We start from the raw sequence: 17654 nt of genomic DNA, 5'->3' as shown, positions 1-17654 counted from the left end.
CGCCGTTGATGAACGGCTCGTCGAAATAGGTGGCGCCATAGAGATCCTGCAGCGCGGGATGCGCCATGGCGACGTGATAGCCCTCATTGTCGACATCGCGCACCGACTTCCAGTTGACCGGCGTCTTCTGGGTCCAGATGCCCCAGGAGGGCACCATGTCGGCGGCGTTGTAGGGCGCGAATTCCGGCTCGATCGGCTTCATCAACTCGGCGACCGAAGGCTGCGGCCCACCATTGCGGAAACGGATGAAGATGAAACCCATCCAGATTTCCAGATCGAGCGGCATCAAGCCGAATTCGGTCTTGTCGAGATCGGGAAAGGAGCGCGGGCGCGCGGCACCGCGCAGCGTGCCGTCGAGATTGTAGACCCAGCCATGGAACGGGCACACCAGCGCATTCTTGCAATTGCCCTGGCTGTCGGCGACGACGCGGCTGCCGCGGTGGCGGCACATGTTGTTGAAGCCGCGCACGACGCCGTCCTTGCCGCGCACGATCAAGGCGCGCTCGCCGACCACATCCATGGTCAGGTAGTCGCCGGCATTCGGGATGTCCGAGACATGACCGACGATCTGCCAGTGGTTGCGGAAGACGTGCTCCTTCTCGAGTTCGAGAAGGGCATCGGAATGGTAACTCCAACCCGGCAGTCCCCGCCGGTCCCAATCGTTGGGGATCGCCACGTCACGGAGGTGCGGGTTCATAAAACGTCTCTTCTTTTTATTGAATACTCATTCAATAAAAGCATATTTTTCATTGAAATGCAATGGCTTGTGAAAATCGGAAGGTTTCCCGGGCGGAATTCCTATGCCGTCTGGAGCCAGAATCCGCGCGGCTGTCGGCTCGGAAAATCCCGGAGAATCCGCGTGTTAGTCACGTTTTCAGGGACACTGTCCCGGCACGACTTTGCGAGGCGGACGGAGCGGCGGACAAAGCGCCTTGCGGGGGCGGGAACGGGATTGCCGGTCGTCGGCTTGGGGCCGCGCTGCGGCGGCGCTTGGCCAGAGCAATCAGGGCCGGAATCGGGCGAAGACTCATTCTTCGAGAGGATGTGCGAAACGCTGTGACCGGTTTTGCCCGATTCTGCCCGAAATACTGTTTCAGACCGGTTACATTGTCAGACTTGCACCACCCTAGCCCGGTTACACAGTGCGGCTAAGTTCGTTTCATCACCAAAAAGAAACTTAGCGAAGGGAACGGCGATGTATGCGAAAATCAACACGACCCGTGGCGAGCGCCTCCTCCAGGCTCCAGAGCGCGATGACCGCCGTCCGAAACTGGCGCTGCGCCAGCAGGCCAGCGACCATCCCATGGCTATGTTCATTCTGCTGGCTGCTTGCGCCTTCATCGGCATGGCGTTCGCGCCGACAGTCGGGCCGGCCTTCGCTTCGTTGAATCCGCCAGCCAACCTCGTCGACGGCGCGCAGACGACGACCAGGACCGCGCGCCTGCCGATGCCGACGATCGACTTCGCCTGCAAGGGGCAGGCCTGGGGCGCCGAGAGCATGGATTGCCTGCGCGCCATCGCCGAGCAGTCAGGAGCGCACAAGATCCGCGCGATCCGCATGATCGCCAATGCTGCGCCGTTGACCAGCACGCCGAACGTTTTCTGATTTTTGTCAAAGCCTGATCCCGAAACCGGTTCCCTCTTTGGGATCATGCTCTGACCTCCCCCGAGCGCTCCCTCCAGCGCGCTCTTCTTCGGCCCCCTGCCACGAGCCCGGCTGGGGGCCTCTTTTTATCCTTTCAATGCCGCCTGTTCGGCAATGGCGGACAGCACGCTGCGTACATCCAAAGTGCTGAACGGCTTTTCCAGGATCTGCGGCCGCTGCTGCGCCGGCAAGGCCTCGATTTCGGCTTTCGCGCCGATCAGGTCGCCGGTGACCAGCACGAAACGCTGCGCCAGGTCGGGCCTTTCGACAAGCAGCTCGCGATAGATCGATATGCCGCTGATGCCGGGCATTCGCAGGTCCGAAAAGACGATATCGGGCGGCATGTGGCMGCCCAAGGTGATGGTGCCTGATTCCCAGACGGGTGCAATCCGCGACTTGATGCCCATCAATTCGAGGATGTCGGAGAGCGAGCCGGCGACATCCGGCTCGTCGTCGATGATCAAGGCATGACGCAAGCCGCTCGAGCGCGGCTGGTTCTCGCCGGCGCTGGCGGCGCCGGCCGCAATGGCCGGCAGCTGGACTACGAAGCGTGCTCCCCTCGGTATCACTTCCTCGAACCAGACATTGCCATTGTGCCGCTCGATGATCGATTTCGAGATCGACAGGCCGATGCCGGTGCCGACGCCGACCGGCTTGGTGGTGAAATAGGATTCGAAGATGCGGCCGCGGATCGCTTCCGGCACGCCGGGGCCATTGTCCTCGACCGAGAAGCCGGGGTTGCCCCGATCACTGCGGAACGTCCGTACCTTGATCAGCCGGTCGCCGGCAATGCCGGCCAATGCATGCTGGCTGTTGATGAGGAAGTTGGCCGCCACCTGCGTCACGTGGTCGGCGTCGGCCATGGCCAGCAGCGGGCCGGCGGCGAAATCGGTGTCGATGATGATGCCGCTTGATCGCGCGCCGTAGGCGGTCACCTCGAGGGCAGCGCGGATCACCTGGTTGAGGTYGGTCTCGGCCTGGGCTGCAGGATGAAGGCGGACCATCGACAGGAAGCTCTTGACGATGCGGCCGCAACGCTCGGCGGCGGCACGCACCTTCTCGGCACGTACCTTGGTCTGCGGATCGGAGGCGAATTCGTGCAGCAGCGTCGATTGCGCCACCACCACGGCCAGCGGGTTGTTGAGTTCGTGAGAGACGCCGGCCAGCAACGAACCCATCGCCGCCATCTTCTCGTTCTGGTGCAGCTTCTCGCGCTGGCGACCGATCTCCTCCTCGGCGCGTAGCCTGTCGCGCAAATCGCGGATCGAACCGAAGATCAGTCGGCGATCGGCGACCCGCATCTCGGTCGCCGTCAGCTCGATCGGAAACACCTCGCCGGCCGCATTCTGCGTCACGGTCTCTAGCCGCTGGCCAACCATAGGCGCGCCGCGGCCGGACATATAGTCGGCGCCCGAAGAATAGCCCTTGCGGTAGTATTCGGGCACGACGGTGTCGAGCAGGTCCTTGCCGAGGATGTCGCTGCGCTGGAAGCCGAACATCTTTTCGGCGGCAGGGTTGAATTCGATGATCGACCCGGCCTCGTCGATGACGATGATGGCGTCGAGCGAGGCCTGCAGCATGGTGCGGCGAATGACTTCGCTGGCATGGGCGTCGGAGGGCGATCGCTCGATGGCGTCGCCGATGGCGAGCGCGATGATGTGCAGCGTCGCCTCCTCCTCGTCGGTCCAGTCGCGCTCGTCGACGCAGTCATTGACCGCCAGCGTGCCCCACAGATGGCCATGCGCGAAGACCGACACCGACAGGAACGACTTGATGTTCTGCTTTTCGAAGTCGGTTCTCAGGAAGCCTTCGAGATCGCGCGTGTGACCGGCGAAGATCTTGCCTTGCCGTTCATCCTCGGCCACCCGCTCCAGCAGCGGATCCGAGTTGACGACCGACTGCATGATGACGGTTGGCGATGCCAGTTCTCCGCCGAAGTCGGGGTCGATCCAATAGGCGGCGACCGACTGGGCGAAGCCCTGGCCGGGCAGCTCGCGCAAGCGAAACAGGATACCGCGCTGGCATTCTATGGCCCGGCAGAGCGTTTCCAGGATGCCCTCCATCTCGCGCTGCCAGTCGCCGGCCTCGCGCAGCCGGCGAACGACGCGCACGGCCGCCATCGCCGCGCCCTGCCTGAGCCCTTGCATATCCGTGTTTGCTGTTTCAGCGATCATCTTCTGCCGTCATTCCAGGGCCAGTCGATCGGCGGGCGACGGCTGCGAGCCTGACCCCTCTTTGGGCTCGATGCTCAGTTGCCGTCGCCGGTCGGCAGCGAAAAGATATAGCCTTCGCCGCGCACCGTGCGCAGAAATTTCGGATTGGCCGGATCCGTCTCGATCTTCTTGCGCAGCCGCATGATGCGAATGTCGACCGCGCGCGACGAGTCCGGGTCTTCGGTGAAGCCGATCGCCTCGGAGATCGCGGCGCGGGTCAGCAGCCGGTTGGCGCGGGTCAGGAAAACCTCCAGCACGTCGAACTCGCTCTTGGCCATGTCGATCACCGAGCCATTGGCGCCGGTGACCAGCCTGCCGTCGAGATCGGCCTGGAAAGGGCCAAAGGCAACGGAACGCCGATCCGTCGCGGCCTTCTTGCCCTGAAGCTCCTGCGGCTGAGGAACCCGGCGCAGCACGCTACGGACCCTTGCCAGCACTTCGCGCAATTCGTAGGGCTTGACGATGTAGTCGTCGGCGCCGAGTTCCAGCCCGACGATGCGGTCGAGCGCGGTGCCGGCGGCTGTCGCGTAGATGATACCGATCGGCAGCCGCGAACGCAGCCAGCGACCGAGCGAGAGGCCATCCTCGCCCGGCATGGCGATGTYGAGGATGGCGAGATGAAACGACTGCGTTTCAACAAGGCTGCGCGCGGCGGCCGCACTTTCGGCGGTGACCACGTCATAGCCGGCGGCGCCCAGATATTCGGCGACCGCGTCCCTCAGGTCGGGCTCATCCTCGACGATGACAATTCTTGCCCGCACGATGCTCTCGCTCCCACTTTCAGTGGAAAGTAGATTGGGTATAAACATGATGTCCAGCACTCATATCTAGTTGCCAGGGAACGGTTGAAAAATATGGCCGCACGATCCGTCATTGCGCTCGTTTCGGTCGCCGAAGTGGTCGCGACCGAACTCGCCGACCATCTCGAGCGGCGTGGCCACGATGTGCATCAGGCGCGGCAGCCATGGGAGGCTGAGTCGCTGCTGTCGGGAAAGGGCATCGACGTCGTCGTCATCGGCGACAGCGTCAGCCAGGCGGAGGGGCGGGATCTGCTCAAGCGCCATGGTGGCGAGGGCGGACCGGATTTCATCTTGATCTGCCGGCCGGCAGATCTCGTCGACAAGGTGCTGGCGCTCGAGCTTGGTGCGGCCGACGTCGTCGAGAGCCCACTCAATGTCAGGGAACTCGCCGCCCGTGTCGGAGGCTTGCTTTCGCGACGCGGCAGGGGCACGCAGGAACTGATCGTGCTGGAGAACGCGACCGTCGATCTGAGATCGGCCATGGTCATGCATCGGTCCGGCACGGAAGAGCAGCTTTCGCCCGGTCAGGTGGCGCTGCTCAGGCTGTTCCTGGCCAGTCCGCGCAAGGTGCTGACGCGTGACGATATCATTGCCGCGGCACCTGCCGAAAACGCCGACGCCTTCGATCGCTCGATCGATTCGCGCATCGTGCGGCTGCGCCGCAAGCTCGACACCGACACCATCACCACCATTCGCGGCGCCGGCTATCGGTTTGATCCGCCGCAGCAATTCGTCGACTGACGGCTGGGGCACTGACGCCATCTCTTCGTTCGAGCATCGGAGTTTCCACCTGGATCCGATGCTCCTGACGATCAGCGCACCACCAGCAGCGAGGGACCCGATGGGATGTCATTGCCCATGCTGAGCTCGCTCGCATGGGCGCGGTCCCTGAGCAGCACGGTGGCAACGGCGGCAAAGCCCAGCAGGCCCTGCGCGTAAAGCAGTGCAGAAAGCACCGAAGCGGCAAATTTCGTGTTCATCGTATCAGTTCCCCATTTGTGTGTTGCAGGTCACTTCAGGATACTCCCGAAGTGCCCGCGCCGCTCACGGAGCCCCCCGCTGCGGCGCGGGCCTTCGGTCCTCTCGGCAGCAAGTTGCCGGAGGGGCCGCGCATTCCCGTCAGCTTAAGACCGACCCGCCAGAGGGCCTTGAGCCGAACGACGCGCAGGCTGGAAACAATCCAGACCGTGGCAAAAAACAGTGCGGCATGCAGGGTCGAAATCTCGCCTGACGTCATCGCGCCGAGATTTGTCAACGAGTTGCCGGCAACCGTGCCGACCCCGCCGATGACCACTGCCGCGATGCTGATCCTGAGAACCCAGGACAGTGCGTTCGATTTCGTTTCCATTTTCGTACCGGCTGTTTTCGTTACGTCAACTTTGCTTGCGGCCCGTATCCGGATCATGCCGCTTGGAGTCGCGCTTTGTTGCCGCTTGGTTTCGAGATCGAAGATCATTGTTTCATATACAGAAATTCGCACCTTCGTTGAGGGGCAAATACCCATGTTCGTGATCTGGACCCCGTCAGCAAGCAGCATCTGACCGCCTCTCCCGGGGCGGTCAGCGGGCTCTGCTTGTTAACCAGAGGAAACAGATTCGAAACAAAAACGAGCATTTCACGAAATCTCCCCGAAACATGCCATTGGGATAAGCAGCCATCGAATTGGAGCCGGCCAAGTCCGGCAGAGAGAGGGGATACCATCATGCACACCGCCATTTCCGCCAAGCTGATCAACGTCGCCGCCGCCGCCCTGACCGGTGCGGCACTGCTGTTCGGCGCAGGCTCGGGCGCAGCGCACGCCGCCAACAAGATCGTGGCGCGCGTCTCGCTTTCACAGCAGGTCATGGAAGTCTCTGTCGACGGTCGGCCGGCCTTCGCCTGGAAGGTTTCTACCGGCGACGGAGCCCATGTGACGCCGACCGGTTCGTTCAAGCCGACGCGCATGCATGAGATGTGGTATTCGAAGAAGTACGACAACGCGCCGATGCCGCACTCGGTCTTCTTCAGCGGCGGCTATGCGGTGCATGCCACCAACGCGATCAAGCGCCTCGGCCAGCCGGCTTCGCATGGCTGCGTGCGGCTGCATCCCGACAACGCCGCCGATTTCTATCAGCTCGTCGAAATGTTCGGGCCGACCAACACCAGCATCGTCATCGTCAAGTAGCAGGCTGTGAAACGGGCAGGCCAACTGCCGCGTCCTCGTTCAAGGCTCCCGCAGGAAGGTTTGCGCGGTATCGAGTACAGCTCAAACCGGCGGTATCGAGCCCAGCCAAAAAAAGAGGCCGGAATTTTCCGGCCTCTTTTTTGTTGTCATCCTGTTTTGCTTTAGAGCAGTTCACCGTTTCTCTGAAACGGCCAACTGCTCTAACTCTTTGTTTTGACGCAATTCCCTAAGGGAAAGCGCTACGCGCTTTTCCCRGGAAAACCGTTTCACACTTTTCCTGGAATTGCTCTAGTTCGGCAGTGCCGGCATCAGCTTGGGATCCGGCTTCTCGGCCAGATGCGGCAGGTCCTTGCTGGCGATGAAGGTGTAGAACATGGGCACGACGAAGAGCGTGAACATGGTGCCGACCAGGATGCCGGTAAAGATGACCAGGCCCATCGAATAGCGCGCCGCGGCGCCCGCACCGCTGGACGTGATCAGCGGCACCACGCCAAGCGCCATCGCCGCCGTCGTCATCAGGATCGGGCGCAGGCGGACCTTGGCCGAGGCGATGATGGCGTCGCGCCGCCGCATGCCATGGATTTCACGCTGCTGGTTGGCGAACTCGACCAGAAGGATGCCGTGCTTGGTGATCAGGCCGATCAGCGTGATCAGACCGACCTGCGTATAGATGTTGAGCGTGCCGAGACCCAGATTGAGCGGCACGATGGCGCCGAAGATCGATAGCGGCACCGCCATCATGATTATCAGCGGATCGCGGAAGCTTTCGAACTGCGCCGCCAGCACCAGATAGATGACGATGACGGCCGCCGCAAAGGCGATCAGGATGGTGTTGCCCTGTTCCTTCTCTTGCCTGGACTGGCCGGAGTAATCAATGAAGAAGCTATCGGGCAGGTTCTCCCTGGCGATGTCCTCCAGTGCCTTCAGCCCGTCGCCGGTGGTGACACCGGGCAGCGGAAGCGCGGAAATCGTTGCTGAATTCAGCTGGTTGAACTGCTCGATGGCCGCCGGCGCGGCATTGTTGGAGATCTTCACCACGGCCGACAGCGGCACCATCTCGCCCGTGACGCTGCGCACGAAGTATTGGCCGAGCTTTTCGGGGTTGTCGCGGAACTCCTGCGGCACCTGCGGGATGATGTCGTAGCTGTTGGAGTCGCGATCGAATTGCGCCACTTCGGCACCGCCGACCAGCAGCGTCAACGTCCGGCCGATATCGGCGATCGGCAGGTTGAGGGCCGCGGCGCGGTCGCGATCGATAGTCACCGTCACCTGCGGCGCGTCATAGGCCATCGAATTCTGCACGACGATGAAGCGACCGGAGGCCTGCGCCTTGTTCTTGATCTTCTCCGCCACATCGTACACTTCCGAGGAATCGCCGGTCGATCGCACCACCAAGGCGATGGGCAGGCCGCCGCCGGAGCCCGGCAGCGTCGGTGGCGCAAAGACGAAGGCCTGGACACCCGCCACCTTGGCGAGACGGGCCGTAATGTCGGCCTGCAATTCCTTGGAATTGCGTTTGCGTTCAGCCCAGTCCTTGAAGGCAAAGCCGACGAAGGCGCTGTTTGTCTCACCGCCGAAGGCGACGGCGGAGAACTGCGCCCGCGTCTCGGGAATATCCCTCACAAGGCCGAGCATCTGGTTGACGTATGTCTCGGTGTAGTCGGACGTAGCATAGCGTGGCGCTGTCACAATCGAGAGCAGAAAGCCCTGGTCCTCTTCCGGCGCCAGTTCGCTCGAGGTCTTGGTGAACATGAAACCGGTGACGCCGACAAGCGCCAGCACGATGATCAGCGTCAGCGGGCGATAGTTCAGCGAACCGGTGACGGCCCTCTCGTAGACGTGCTCGACCCGCGCGAAGGTGCCGTCGACAATACGCTGGAAACGGCCCGGTGTGCCGGACTTCAAGAGGCGCGCCGACATCATCGGGGTGATGGTGACGGCGATGACACCTGACAGCACAACCGAGCCGGCGAGCGTGACCGCGAATTCGCGGAACAGCGCGCCCGTCAGGCCGCCGGTGAAGGCCAGCGGCGCGAACACGGCGGCCAACGTCATCGTCATGGCGACAATGGCCGACGCGATTTCGCGCATGCCGCTGAATGCCGCCTGCATCGGCGACATGTGATCTTCTTCCATGTGGCGGTGGATGTTTTCGACCACCACGATGGCGTCATCGACGACGAGGCCGATAGCCAGCACCATGGCCAGCAGGGAGAGAAGGTTGATCGAATAGCCCACCGCAAACAAAAGGAAGCAGACGCCGATCAGCGACAGCGGGATGGTGACGATTGGCATCATCACCGAACGGAAAGAGCCAAGGAACAAAAGGATGACGACGATGACGATGGCAACCGCCTCGGCGATGGTCTTGAACACCTCTTCGATCGAGGCGCTGATCTGCCCGGTCGCATCGTAGACGACCTCGATCGTCATGCCCTTCGGTAGTGTTTCCTGAATCTGCGGTACCAGCTTGGTAAGCGCCGCCGCCGTGGTCAGTGGGTTGGCCGCGGGTGTCGGGAAGATGGCGAGGAAGGTGCCGGGCTTGCCGTTGAAGCTGACCCTGGTGTCGGTGTTCTCGGCGCCGAGTTCGACGCGAGCCACGTCGCGCAGCCGCACCACATTGCCGTCCGTCGAGCGCAACGGCAGCGCGGCGAATGCTTCGGGCGTCTGCAGCGTCGAGCGCACTGTGATCGACGAGACCACATACTCGTTCTGCGTATTGCCCGGCGCCGACAGGAAGTTGGAATTATCGATCGCCTCCAGAACTTCGGCGGCAGTCACGCCGCGCGCGGCAAGCTTGACCGGGTCGATCCAGACGCGCATCGAGTATTCCTGGGCGCCGAAGATCTGCACGTCGGCGACGCCTTCGACCGTCGACATGCGCGGCCGAATGACGCGCTCGATATACTCCGTCAGCTGCTCCTTCGTCATGTTCGGATTCTGCATCGAGATGTACATCATCGCGAACTGCTGGCCGKTGCCCTTGACGATGACGGGGTCCTTGGAGGCGTCCGGCAAGGTGCCGCGCACGCCCTGGACCTTGGACAGCACTTCGGTCAGTGCCACGTCGGGGTTGGAGCCAAGCTTCATCTGCACCGTCACGGTGCTGGAAGACGGACGGCTCGACGAGGTGACGTAGTCGATGTTCTCGGTCGAGGCCACGGCGCGGGCGATCGGAGCGGAAATGAAGCCCTGGATCAGGTCGGCACTGGCGCCGGGATAGGCCGTCGTGATGGTGATCGCCGTCTCGTCGACCTTCGGATATTGCCGGATCGACAGGTTGAAGATGCCCTGGAAACCCAGCAGCAGGATCATGCAGGCAAGGACCGTCGAAAGGACAGGCCGGCGAATGAAGATATCGGAAAAGCTCATTGCGGGTCGGCCTGCTTGTTCGCCGATTTGGTCGGGTCGATGGTGTTGTCGACGGCGACGGACATGCCATTGAAGAGCCGGTTCTGACCGGCGGTGACGACTTCGTCTCCAGCCTTCAGCCCCTCGACGATCTCGACCATGCCCTCGTTGCGACGACCGGGCTTGACGAAGACCTGCGACAGCACCAGAGCGGGCTTGTCGGCTTCCGCCGCCGGCTTGGCCGGATCGGCAGCCTTGTCCGCTGGCTTTGCCGCATCGGCGGCAGGCTTGGTTGCATCTGCCGCCGGCTTCATGGCTTCAGCCGGCTTGGTATCTGCCGGCTTTTTGTCTGTGGGCTGGGCGTCCGCCGGTTTGTCGGTTGCCGACGCGGCGGGCTTTTCTTCCGGCTTGGCTGCCTGCGCTGGGGGCGCTTCGGCGGGCTTCGCCGGCTGTACGACGAATATATAGTCGCCATAGAGACTGGTGGTCAGCGCCGTCTGCGGCAGCGCCAGCACATTCTGCTCTTCGGGCAGTTCGACACGGACCTGCACGAACTGGCCCGGGGTCAGCTTGCCTTCAGGATTGGCGACTTCCGCCCTGATATTCACCAACCGGCTGGATGGGTCGATTTTCGGGTCGATGCCGCGAATGGTACCGGCATAGGGCATCTCGCCGCCGCCGATGCCCAGTCGCACCGTCTGGCCGATCTTGAGCAGCGGGAGCTGTTGTTCGGGAACCGAGAAATCGACCCGCATCGTGTCCAGATCCTGCAACGTCACCACTACGGTGCCAGGCGCCAGGTACTGGCCGAGGTCGATTCTCGGAATGCCCACCGTGCCGCTGAAAGGCGCCGTCAGCTGCTTTTGGTCGAGCACCGCCTGCAGTTTGTTCACTTGCGCGGCGGTTGCCGATGCGGTTGCCCGCGCCGTGTCGAGCGTAGCGTCCGCATTGACGCCGCGCCGCTGCAGTTCAATGGCGCGCGTCAGCGCCATCTGGACGACCGCGACTTGCGCCTTCGTTGCTTCCAGATCGGCGCGCTCGACCGCACCGTCGAGTTGCAGCAGGACCGCGCCTTCCGCAACCTTCTGGTTGGCGTGAAACAGGATCTCCTTGACGATGCCGGTGGTTTCAACCGTCAGATCGACACCGCGCACAGCCCTGACCGTACCGATAGCCTCGACGCCCGGCGTCCAGGTCGACGGCTTGGCGATGGTCGTCGACACTGTCGCCGCCGGCGGCTTCATCGTAGCGAAATACTGCTTGATGCCGTTGTCGCGCAGGAAGTTGAAGCCGACAATGCCACCGACCACGACGAAGAGGACGAGCAGAACCAGGGCGATGATGACGATACGAAGGATGCGCTTGAACAAGGAAGTCCCCTCAGCCGAAATCCGGCGCGAAGCGCGGACATCGGGACACATATCGACTGCGGGTCCCGATTTCAAATAACGGCGGTCTTACTGTACCGTCTGGACGGTCTTGTCAATTGGGCCTAAGCTTGCGATGGGAGGGGCCATGAAAGCTCCAAGATCGAATTCGCGCGAGAAGATTCTTGCTGCGGCGGCGGACGTCGCAAGAGAATCCGGGCCCGGCAGCCTGTCGCTGGAAGCGGTCGCCAGCCGCGCCGGCGTATCGAAAGGCGGGTTGCTCTACAATTTCCCGACCAAGGCCAAGTTGATGCAGGGATTGGTCGAGGGCTATTTGCGTGACTTCGGGCAAGCGCTCGAAACCGCAAACAGTGCCGACAAAGGCAAAAACCCACTCGCCGTCTACATCACGCTGTCGGCAAGCGATTGCGAGGAGAAGCGGCCATCGGCATCCTGGATCTTTTCGGCGATCGCCGAGGATCCCGACTTCATGACGCCGATAAAGACGTTCAAGCAGCAGCTTTTCGAGCGGCTGAAGGGCGAGACGCCGGATCTGAAGTCGTTGCTGGTCTGCTACCTGGCCATAGAAGGGCTGCGCAGCATGAGCCTCTTCGATGCGGATGTCCTTTCGAAAGACGAACGGCAGTTGCTGGTGTCGTCCCTGCTTGAGATTGCGGGGTCGCCGCATACCCGCGAGGACATCGATCAGGGCTGATCCAGGAAGGCCTTGCCGGTTGCCGGGTCAAACAAGCGAAGCGCTGTCTCATCGAAGGCGAAGCTGCATGTTTGGCCCTTGGCAAGCCGGGTCCGTGGCGGCAGGCAAGCCGTCAGCCGCTGTGCACCGATGCGGGCCGTGGTGACCAGTTCGGGTCCGGTCAGTTCGACGACCTCGATCTCCACGGGCAATGACAAGTCTGTCGCAGCAATGGTCGCCACGCGAAGCGCTTCGGGCCTGATGCCGACGACGACCGGTGCGCCGTCGCGGACCGAGTGTCGATTGCGTGCAGGCACGGGTATCCGCACGTCGGTATCGGCTATGGCCAGCTTTCCGTCGATGACGACCGCCTGCAGCATGTTCATCGACGGTGCGCCGACAAAGCCCGCGACATAGAGTGTCGCCGGCTGGTCGTAGATATCTTCGGGCGTGCCGAGCTGTTCGATCCGGCCGTCGCGCATCACCGCGATGCGGGTCGCCAGCGTCATTGCCTCGATCTGGTCATGGGTGACATAGACGATCGTGGTCTGCAGCATCTGGTGCAGGCGCTTCAGTTCGGTGCGCATTTCCAGGCGCAGCTTGGCGTCGAGATTGGACAGCGGCTCGTCGAACAGGAAGACCTGCGGCTTGCGCACCAGCGCCCGGCCAATGGCGACGCGCTGGCGCTGACCGCCAGAAAGCTGGCTCGGCTTGCGGTCGAGCAGGGTCTCTATCTGCAGCAGCTTCGCCGCTTCGTGTACCGCCCTGTTGCGCTCGTCGGCGGCGACCCCGCGCATCTCCAGTCCGAAGCCGATGTTGCGGTGAACAGTCAGGTTCGGATAGAGCGCATAGGACTGGAAGACCATGGCGATATCGCGGTTCTTGGGATGAACGCCAAGGATCGAGCGGCCGCCGATCAGCACATCGCCGCTGGTCGCCTCGGCCAGCCCAGCGATGATGTTGAGCAGCGTCGATTTTCCGCAGCCCGAGGAGCCGAGCAGCACCAGGAATTCGCCGCTCTGCAGCGCGATGTCGATGCCTTTCAGCGTCTCGACACTGCCGTAGCTCTTGCGGATGTCGCGGATTTCAAGCGCGCTCATGTGTGGATTCCCTGAACTGCATCGGCCCACCATAGTTGCGGGGCAAGGTGGAAATCGCGCGCGACGCCACATGCGTCGCGGCGGAGAGACAGGCCGACAGCGGCTGCTCCTGCGCCAGTGCAGCGAGGAAGGCGGCGTTGAAGACATCGCCGGCGCCGATCGTGTCGACCACCCGGACATCGGGCGCGACGGCTTCGACAAGTGCGCCGTCCGGGCCGATGGCGATGGCGCCCAGCGGGCCGCGCTTGACGACGAAGGTCGCGCCTTCCTTCATGCTCGACCGGATCGCGCGGGCGGCCTCCACAGGGCTCTGCGTTCCGGCCAGGGTCACGGTCTCGACCTCGTTGAACAGCGCCAGCTCGCAGCGCGACAGCCATGCGCGGGTGGCCGTGCAATTTGCCTCGGTCCAGCCATCGATCGGCCAGCCGGTGTCGAGCGCGACGGCAATGCCGTTGCTGTCCGCCCAGTCGAAAAACGCGTCGTAATGGCGTGTGAGATCGTCGGTCAGGAAAGAGCCGCACAACAGCGCGTAGCCGCCCGAGAGCGCCCTGCCGTCGAGCACGGAAAACACATCGCCGAGGCCGAAGCGCGGCAGATGTCCGCGTGTGGTGAAGAAGGTCCGCTCGCCGTCCGGGTGGGTCATGCCGACGGACAGCGTCGTGCCTTCAGGACGGACCGGCCATTTCTCGGCGCGGCGGCCAAAGGCCTCGCGAAGCCAACGGCCGAACTGGTCGTCGCCGACATTGGCGGCAACGGCGAAATCGACGCCCAACGCCTGCCAGGCCAGCGCGCTGTTGCCTGCCTGGCCGCCGACGCGCAATTCGTCGTGATCGACGACGGTCTCCGTTCCGGCGGCAGGCCACGGCGCTACCGGGCCGACAATCAGGTCGACATTGACGTTGCCGATCACCGCAAGCGGACGCATCACTCGCTCCTGGTGATCTTGGTCGAGCGAACCGGCGTGCCGGCATTGTCGACGCGGGCATCGGCGAAAGCGATCATCAGGCGTTGCGCTGGAGGCAGCATGGCGAAGATCGCGGCCATACCGGAAGCCGGTTTGAAGGAAAGCGTCACGGCTCCTGCGACAGGCGTTTGCCCGGACGAATCGAAGACGACGAGCGGTGCGCCGGCCTCGACCACGGATATGGCCATGGCGGTCACCAGATCCGATGTCGGGTCGTTGCCGCGAAACAGGATGACGCCGACGTGCGGGCCGAGCATTTCCATCGGCCCGTGACGCAACTGGCCGCCCTCGAGCGAAAAGCACGGCAGGCGCGACAGTTCGCTAAGGCCGAGTGCCAGCGCTTCGCCAAGACCTTGCAACCGCCGGCCCGAGGTGACGACGGCTGTCACTCCAGCCAGTGCTGCGAGCGCTTGTGTGATGTCGTTGTCTTGCGGCTGATCCAGAGCGCCAAGCGCGGCACTCGGATCCTCGCCGAGTGCGGCGATGATCGCCAGATGCAAAGCGAAGGTCACGGTCAGGCTGCGGGTTGCGGCAAACGCCAGTTCGGTGCCGCCGGCGCCGACCAGGCAAGGCACCGTGCGAGCCAGGAACGAAGCGCCTTCAAGCGTCAAGCCGAAAACATCGGCGGTGCCGCCAGCCTCTGAGAACCATCTGACGACCTCGGCGCTCTCACCGGACTGCGAGGTGACGAGCACCGTCCTGCCGGCCAGTCGCAGCGGTTGGCCGAGTTGCTCGGAAAGCGGCAGTGCCAGCGCATCGATGCCAAGCGCGCGGTAGAGCGGCTCGACGGCGCGGCCGACGGCATGCGAGCCGCCCATGCCGAGCAGCAACAGGCGCCCGCTGCGCCGGATCGAGGCGGCGACCTTTGCCGCCATGGCCGCGTTGTGTTCGAACGACGCGATCGCATCGGCATGCTGGCGCGCCATCTCGCGGTCGATCGCCATGAGCCCGGCGGGGCGGCTCTTGCCAGTGGTCATCGTCATCCTTTCACACCGCCGCTGGTCAGGCCGGAGATCAGCGCCCGCTGCATGACCAGGCCGATCAGCACCGGCGGCAAGGCTGCCAGCACGCCGGCCGTGGCGATCAATCCGTAGTCGGAAACCCGGCCGCCGGCCAAATCGGCGATGGCGACGGTCAGGGTCTTCGCGCGCTGGTCCGAGGTGAACAGCAGCGCATAGAAGAATTCGTCCCAGGCGAGCAGCACGGCAAACAGCGCCGATGTCGCCATCACCGGTGCCGCCAGCGGCAGCGTGATGATGCGCAGCGTCTGGAACAGTCCAGCGCCGTCGATCATTGCCGCCGCCTCGATTTCCCGCGGGATCGAGTCGAAACCCGACTTCATCAGCCAGGTGGTGAACGGCGCCAGTATGGTCAGGTAGACCAGCGCCAGGCCGAAGACATTGTTGAGCAGGCCGAGATACGACAGGCCCATATAAAGCGGCACGGCAAGCGCCACAGGCGGCAACATGTAGGTGGCGATGACCATCGACAGCGACCAGCCGATCGACGGCGTGCGCGAGACGGCCCAGCCGGCCGGGATCGCCAGCGCGAGCGCCGCGATGGTCGCCATGCCGGCAATCTCGAGGCTGTTGCGCAGCGAGGAGGTGAAGGCAGCGCCGGCGCTGTTTTCGGCGGTCGACAGCAATTGCCCGTAGCGCGAGAAGTCAGCACTTTGCGGCCACCAGCGCAGCGGCTTGGCGGCAAGGTCGGCGGCTGGCGAGATGCTCATGATGAACAGCCAGGCGAGGGGCGCCAGGATGACGGCTGCGAGCAGCAAAGCGCAGGCGTGGATGAAGATGGTGAAGGCCGGGCTCTGGCGTTCCATCAGGCGGCACTCCCGGCGGTCTTGCGCACCAGCGCGGCATAGGCGACGGCCAGCACGGTGACGAGCAAGGTGACGATCAGCGCCAGCGACGCGCCGGATCCGGCGCGCTGGAAGGAGAAGGCCTCCTGGTAGACGAGGATCGACAGCGTGCGCGTGCTGTTGGCCGGGCCGCCGCGGGTCATCACCCAGATGATGTCGAAGACCTTGAAAGCCTCGATGGTGCGCAGCACCAGCGCCACCATCAGCGGACCGGCGAGATAGGGCAGGATGACGAAGCGGAAGCGGTTGAAGGCCCCGGCGCCGTCGACGAGCGAGGCCGCGGTAATGTCGCGTGGCACTGCCTGCAGCGCGGCCAGCGCGATCAGCGCCACCAGCGGAAAGTTCTTCCAGCAGTCGGCGACGATCAGCGCCGCCAGCGCGGTGCCCGGCTCGCCGAGCCAGGAACGGTAGGCATCGATGAGGTGCATTTGTGTGAGGGCAGCGTTGAGCGCGCCATATTCGGGATTGTAGATCAGCCGCCACAGCGTGGCGTTGACCACGGTCGGCAGCGCCCAGGGCAGGATCATCAAGGCGCGCAGGATGGCGCGGCCATGAAACTGCTGATTGAGCAGCAGTGCTGCGAGAACGCCGATCACCATTTCGGCGGCGACCGAAATCACCGCGAAGAGTGTCGTGGTGACCAGCGTGCGCGAAAAATTCGAGCTGGACAGCATGTTCGCATAATTGTCGAAGCCGACGAAATTGCCGCCCGTGCCGACAAGCTTGGCGTCGGTGAAGGAAAGCCCGACGGTATCGGCCAGCGGCCAGCCGATGACGGCGACCATGACCACGAGCAGCGGCAGCATCAGCAACCATGCACGGGTTGTCATCCAGGTGCCCGACATCGGAGCAGCCTTTCTTCGTTCATCTTTGATCTGGACATAACATGGGCGGCACAAGGCCGCCCATGTTGAACGACAACAGTGCTCAGAGGCCGCTGTTTTGCGCGGCGGTCTTCAAGGCGTCTTCCGGTGAAGACTGGCCGAGAAGCGATTCCTGGATCGCCTGCTGCAAGGCGGTCGACAGCTCCTGGTATTTCGGCGTGGTCGGGCGCGGATACATCGCAGCCAGGCCGAGCTTGGCGGCGGCGATCAGCTCTTCCTGGCCCTTGGTCACCGCCGGGTCGTCATAGGACGACGCCCAGATCGGCAGCGAGAGCTTGGCATACTGGTTTTGCGTCGCCTGCGAGGTCATGAATTCAATGTATTTCCAGGCTTCGTCCGGATGCTTGGAGACCGCTGTGACGCCAAGGCCCATCGAGCCGTTGACGGCCGACACCTCGCTGGTGCCACTGACACCTGGCGCCGGCACAACGCCGACTTTGCCCGCGACCTTGCTGTCCTTCGGATCGTTGGCCATGTTGTACATGTAGGTCCAGTTCAGCGCGAAGGCGGCGTCACCGTTTTCGAAGACCTTGCGCACGTCCTCTTCCAGGAATTCCTTGGAATTGGGATTGGTGAGGCCCGACTTGTAGCTGTCGACCATGTATTTC

At 63.3% G+C, this 17654-nt stretch carries 17 protein-coding genes; 4 read left to right on the top strand and 13 right to left on the bottom strand.

Annotated elements, in window-relative coordinates; all coding sequences use genetic code 11:
* A partial coding sequence (locus ACXJ7R_RS09275) for an aromatic ring-hydroxylating oxygenase subunit alpha (protein ID WP_457151575.1) occupies positions 1–697 on the bottom strand: 697 nt, incomplete at its 3' end.
* A 498-nt stretch (positions 698–1195) separates the two neighbouring features.
* Between ACXJ7R_RS09275 and ACXJ7R_RS09270 the strand changes: the two genes are divergently transcribed.
* Positions 1196–1606, top strand: a complete 411-nt coding sequence (locus tag ACXJ7R_RS09270) for a hypothetical protein (RefSeq protein ID WP_457151574.1) — start codon at positions 1196–1198, stop codon at positions 1604–1606.
* 125 nt (positions 1607–1731) lie between these two features.
* Here the strand turns inward: ACXJ7R_RS09270 and ACXJ7R_RS09265 are convergent, their stop codons facing one another.
* Positions 1732–3819: a PAS domain S-box protein gene (locus tag ACXJ7R_RS09265; RefSeq protein WP_457151573.1), complete on the bottom strand. Its 2088-nt coding sequence runs from the start codon at positions 3817–3819 to the stop codon at positions 1732–1734.
* 74 nt (positions 3820–3893) lie between these two features.
* Positions 3894–4667 (bottom strand): response regulator, encoded by a 774-nt coding sequence (locus ACXJ7R_RS09260; protein ID WP_457151572.1) that lies wholly within the window; start codon positions 4665–4667, stop codon positions 3894–3896.
* Between the two features lie 45 nt (positions 4668–4712).
* Between ACXJ7R_RS09260 and ACXJ7R_RS09255 the strand changes: the two genes are divergently transcribed.
* Positions 4713–5399, top strand: a complete 687-nt coding sequence (locus ACXJ7R_RS09255) for a winged helix-turn-helix domain-containing protein (RefSeq protein ID WP_457151571.1) — start codon at positions 4713–4715, stop codon at positions 5397–5399.
* 71 nt (positions 5400–5470) lie between these two features.
* Here ACXJ7R_RS09255 and ACXJ7R_RS09250 read toward each other — a convergent pair whose 3' ends face one another.
* Positions 5471–5638, bottom strand: a complete 168-nt coding sequence (locus ACXJ7R_RS09250) for a hypothetical protein (RefSeq protein WP_457151570.1) — start codon at positions 5636–5638, stop codon at positions 5471–5473.
* 35 nt (positions 5639–5673) lie between these two features.
* Positions 5674–6195, bottom strand: coding sequence for a hypothetical protein (locus tag ACXJ7R_RS09245; RefSeq protein ID WP_457151569.1), 522 nt, complete (start codon positions 6193–6195; stop codon positions 5674–5676).
* Between the two features lie 165 nt (positions 6196–6360).
* On the opposite strand from ACXJ7R_RS09245, the gene ACXJ7R_RS09240 reads away from it, so the two are divergent.
* Positions 6361–6822, top strand: coding sequence for a L,D-transpeptidase (locus ACXJ7R_RS09240; RefSeq protein ID WP_095089260.1), 462 nt, complete (start codon positions 6361–6363; stop codon positions 6820–6822).
* A 288-nt stretch (positions 6823–7110) separates the two neighbouring features.
* On the opposite strand, the gene ACXJ7R_RS09235 is transcribed toward ACXJ7R_RS09240, so the two are convergent.
* On the bottom strand, positions 7111–10194 hold the full coding sequence (locus ACXJ7R_RS09235; RefSeq protein WP_457151568.1) for an efflux RND transporter permease subunit: 3084 nt from the start codon (positions 10192–10194) through the stop codon (positions 7111–7113).
* Complete coding sequence (locus ACXJ7R_RS09230) at positions 10191–11543, bottom strand: efflux RND transporter periplasmic adaptor subunit (RefSeq protein ID WP_457151567.1); 1353 nt, start codon at positions 11541–11543, stop codon at positions 10191–10193. The genes ACXJ7R_RS09235 and ACXJ7R_RS09230 overlap by 4 nt, the downstream gene beginning before the upstream one ends.
* Before the next feature lie 145 nt (positions 11544–11688).
* Here ACXJ7R_RS09230 and ACXJ7R_RS09225 point away from each other — a divergent pair, with 145 nt between their 5' ends.
* Complete coding sequence (locus tag ACXJ7R_RS09225) at positions 11689–12255, top strand: TetR/AcrR family transcriptional regulator (protein ID WP_095089256.1); 567 nt, start codon at positions 11689–11691, stop codon at positions 12253–12255.
* Here the strand turns inward: ACXJ7R_RS09225 and ACXJ7R_RS09220 are convergent.
* The 6 genes from ACXJ7R_RS09220 to ACXJ7R_RS09195 all read right to left on the bottom strand — a co-directional run.
* Entirely contained in the window at positions 12246–13334 is a 1089-nt protein-coding gene (locus tag ACXJ7R_RS09220; RefSeq protein WP_457151566.1) for an ABC transporter ATP-binding protein, read from the bottom strand. The two genes, ACXJ7R_RS09225 and ACXJ7R_RS09220, sit on opposite strands and share 10 nt — an antisense overlap.
* Positions 13321–14259 (bottom strand): PfkB family carbohydrate kinase, encoded by a 939-nt coding sequence (locus ACXJ7R_RS09215; RefSeq protein ID WP_457151565.1) that lies wholly within the window; start codon positions 14257–14259, stop codon positions 13321–13323. The genes ACXJ7R_RS09220 and ACXJ7R_RS09215 overlap by 14 nt, the downstream gene beginning before the upstream one ends.
* Complete coding sequence (locus ACXJ7R_RS09210; RefSeq protein ID WP_457151564.1) at positions 14259–15281, bottom strand: SIS domain-containing protein; 1023 nt, start codon at positions 15279–15281, stop codon at positions 14259–14261. Before ACXJ7R_RS09210 ends, ACXJ7R_RS09215 begins: the two co-directional genes overlap by 1 nt.
* Positions 15278–16123, bottom strand: a complete 846-nt coding sequence (locus tag ACXJ7R_RS09205; RefSeq protein WP_095089248.1) for a carbohydrate ABC transporter permease — start codon at positions 16121–16123, stop codon at positions 15278–15280. Before ACXJ7R_RS09205 ends, ACXJ7R_RS09210 begins: the two co-directional genes overlap by 4 nt.
* Complete coding sequence (locus tag ACXJ7R_RS09200) at positions 16123–17007, bottom strand: carbohydrate ABC transporter permease (protein ID WP_095089246.1); 885 nt, start codon at positions 17005–17007, stop codon at positions 16123–16125. The genes ACXJ7R_RS09205 and ACXJ7R_RS09200 overlap by 1 nt, the downstream gene beginning before the upstream one ends.
* A gap of 82 nt (positions 17008–17089) precedes the next feature.
* The coding region (locus ACXJ7R_RS09195; protein WP_457151563.1) for an extracellular solute-binding protein at positions 17090–17654 on the bottom strand (565 nt) is incomplete at its 5' end.

Source organism: Mesorhizobium sp. P5_C1 (assembly GCF_054049815.1).
Note: the sequence above shows the minus strand (reverse complement) of the source record. Positions and strands in the feature narration are given on the sequence as shown.

Coding starts and splice junctions, on each gene's coding strand:
- ACXJ7R_RS09210 (WP_457151564.1), bottom strand. CDS start 15,281: ATGACGATGACCACTGGCAAGAGCCGCCCCGCCGGGCTCATGGCGATC.
- ACXJ7R_RS09245 (WP_457151569.1), bottom strand. CDS start 6,195: ATGCTGCTTGCTGACGGGGTCCAGATCACGAACATGGGTATTTGCCCC.
- ACXJ7R_RS09205 (WP_095089248.1), bottom strand. CDS start 16,123: ATGGAACGCCAGAGCCCGGCCTTCACCATCTTCATCCACGCCTGCGCT.
- ACXJ7R_RS09270 (WP_457151574.1), top strand. CDS start 1,196: ATGTATGCGAAAATCAACACGACCCGTGGCGAGCGCCTCCTCCAGGCT.
- ACXJ7R_RS09250 (WP_457151570.1), bottom strand. CDS start 5,638: ATGAACACGAAATTTGCCGCTTCGGTGCTTTCTGCACTGCTTTACGCG.
- ACXJ7R_RS09255 (WP_457151571.1), top strand. CDS start 4,713: ATGGCCGCACGATCCGTCATTGCGCTCGTTTCGGTCGCCGAAGTGGTC.
- ACXJ7R_RS09225 (WP_095089256.1), top strand. CDS start 11,689: ATGAAAGCTCCAAGATCGAATTCGCGCGAGAAGATTCTTGCTGCGGCG.
- ACXJ7R_RS09200 (WP_095089246.1), bottom strand. CDS start 17,007: ATGTCGGGCACCTGGATGACAACCCGTGCATGGTTGCTGATGCTGCCG.
- ACXJ7R_RS09220 (WP_457151566.1), bottom strand. CDS start 13,334: ATGAGCGCGCTTGAAATCCGCGACATCCGCAAGAGCTACGGCAGTGTC.
- ACXJ7R_RS09240 (WP_095089260.1), top strand. CDS start 6,361: ATGCACACCGCCATTTCCGCCAAGCTGATCAACGTCGCCGCCGCCGCC.
- ACXJ7R_RS09215 (WP_457151565.1), bottom strand. CDS start 14,259: ATGCGTCCGCTTGCGGTGATCGGCAACGTCAATGTCGACCTGATTGTC.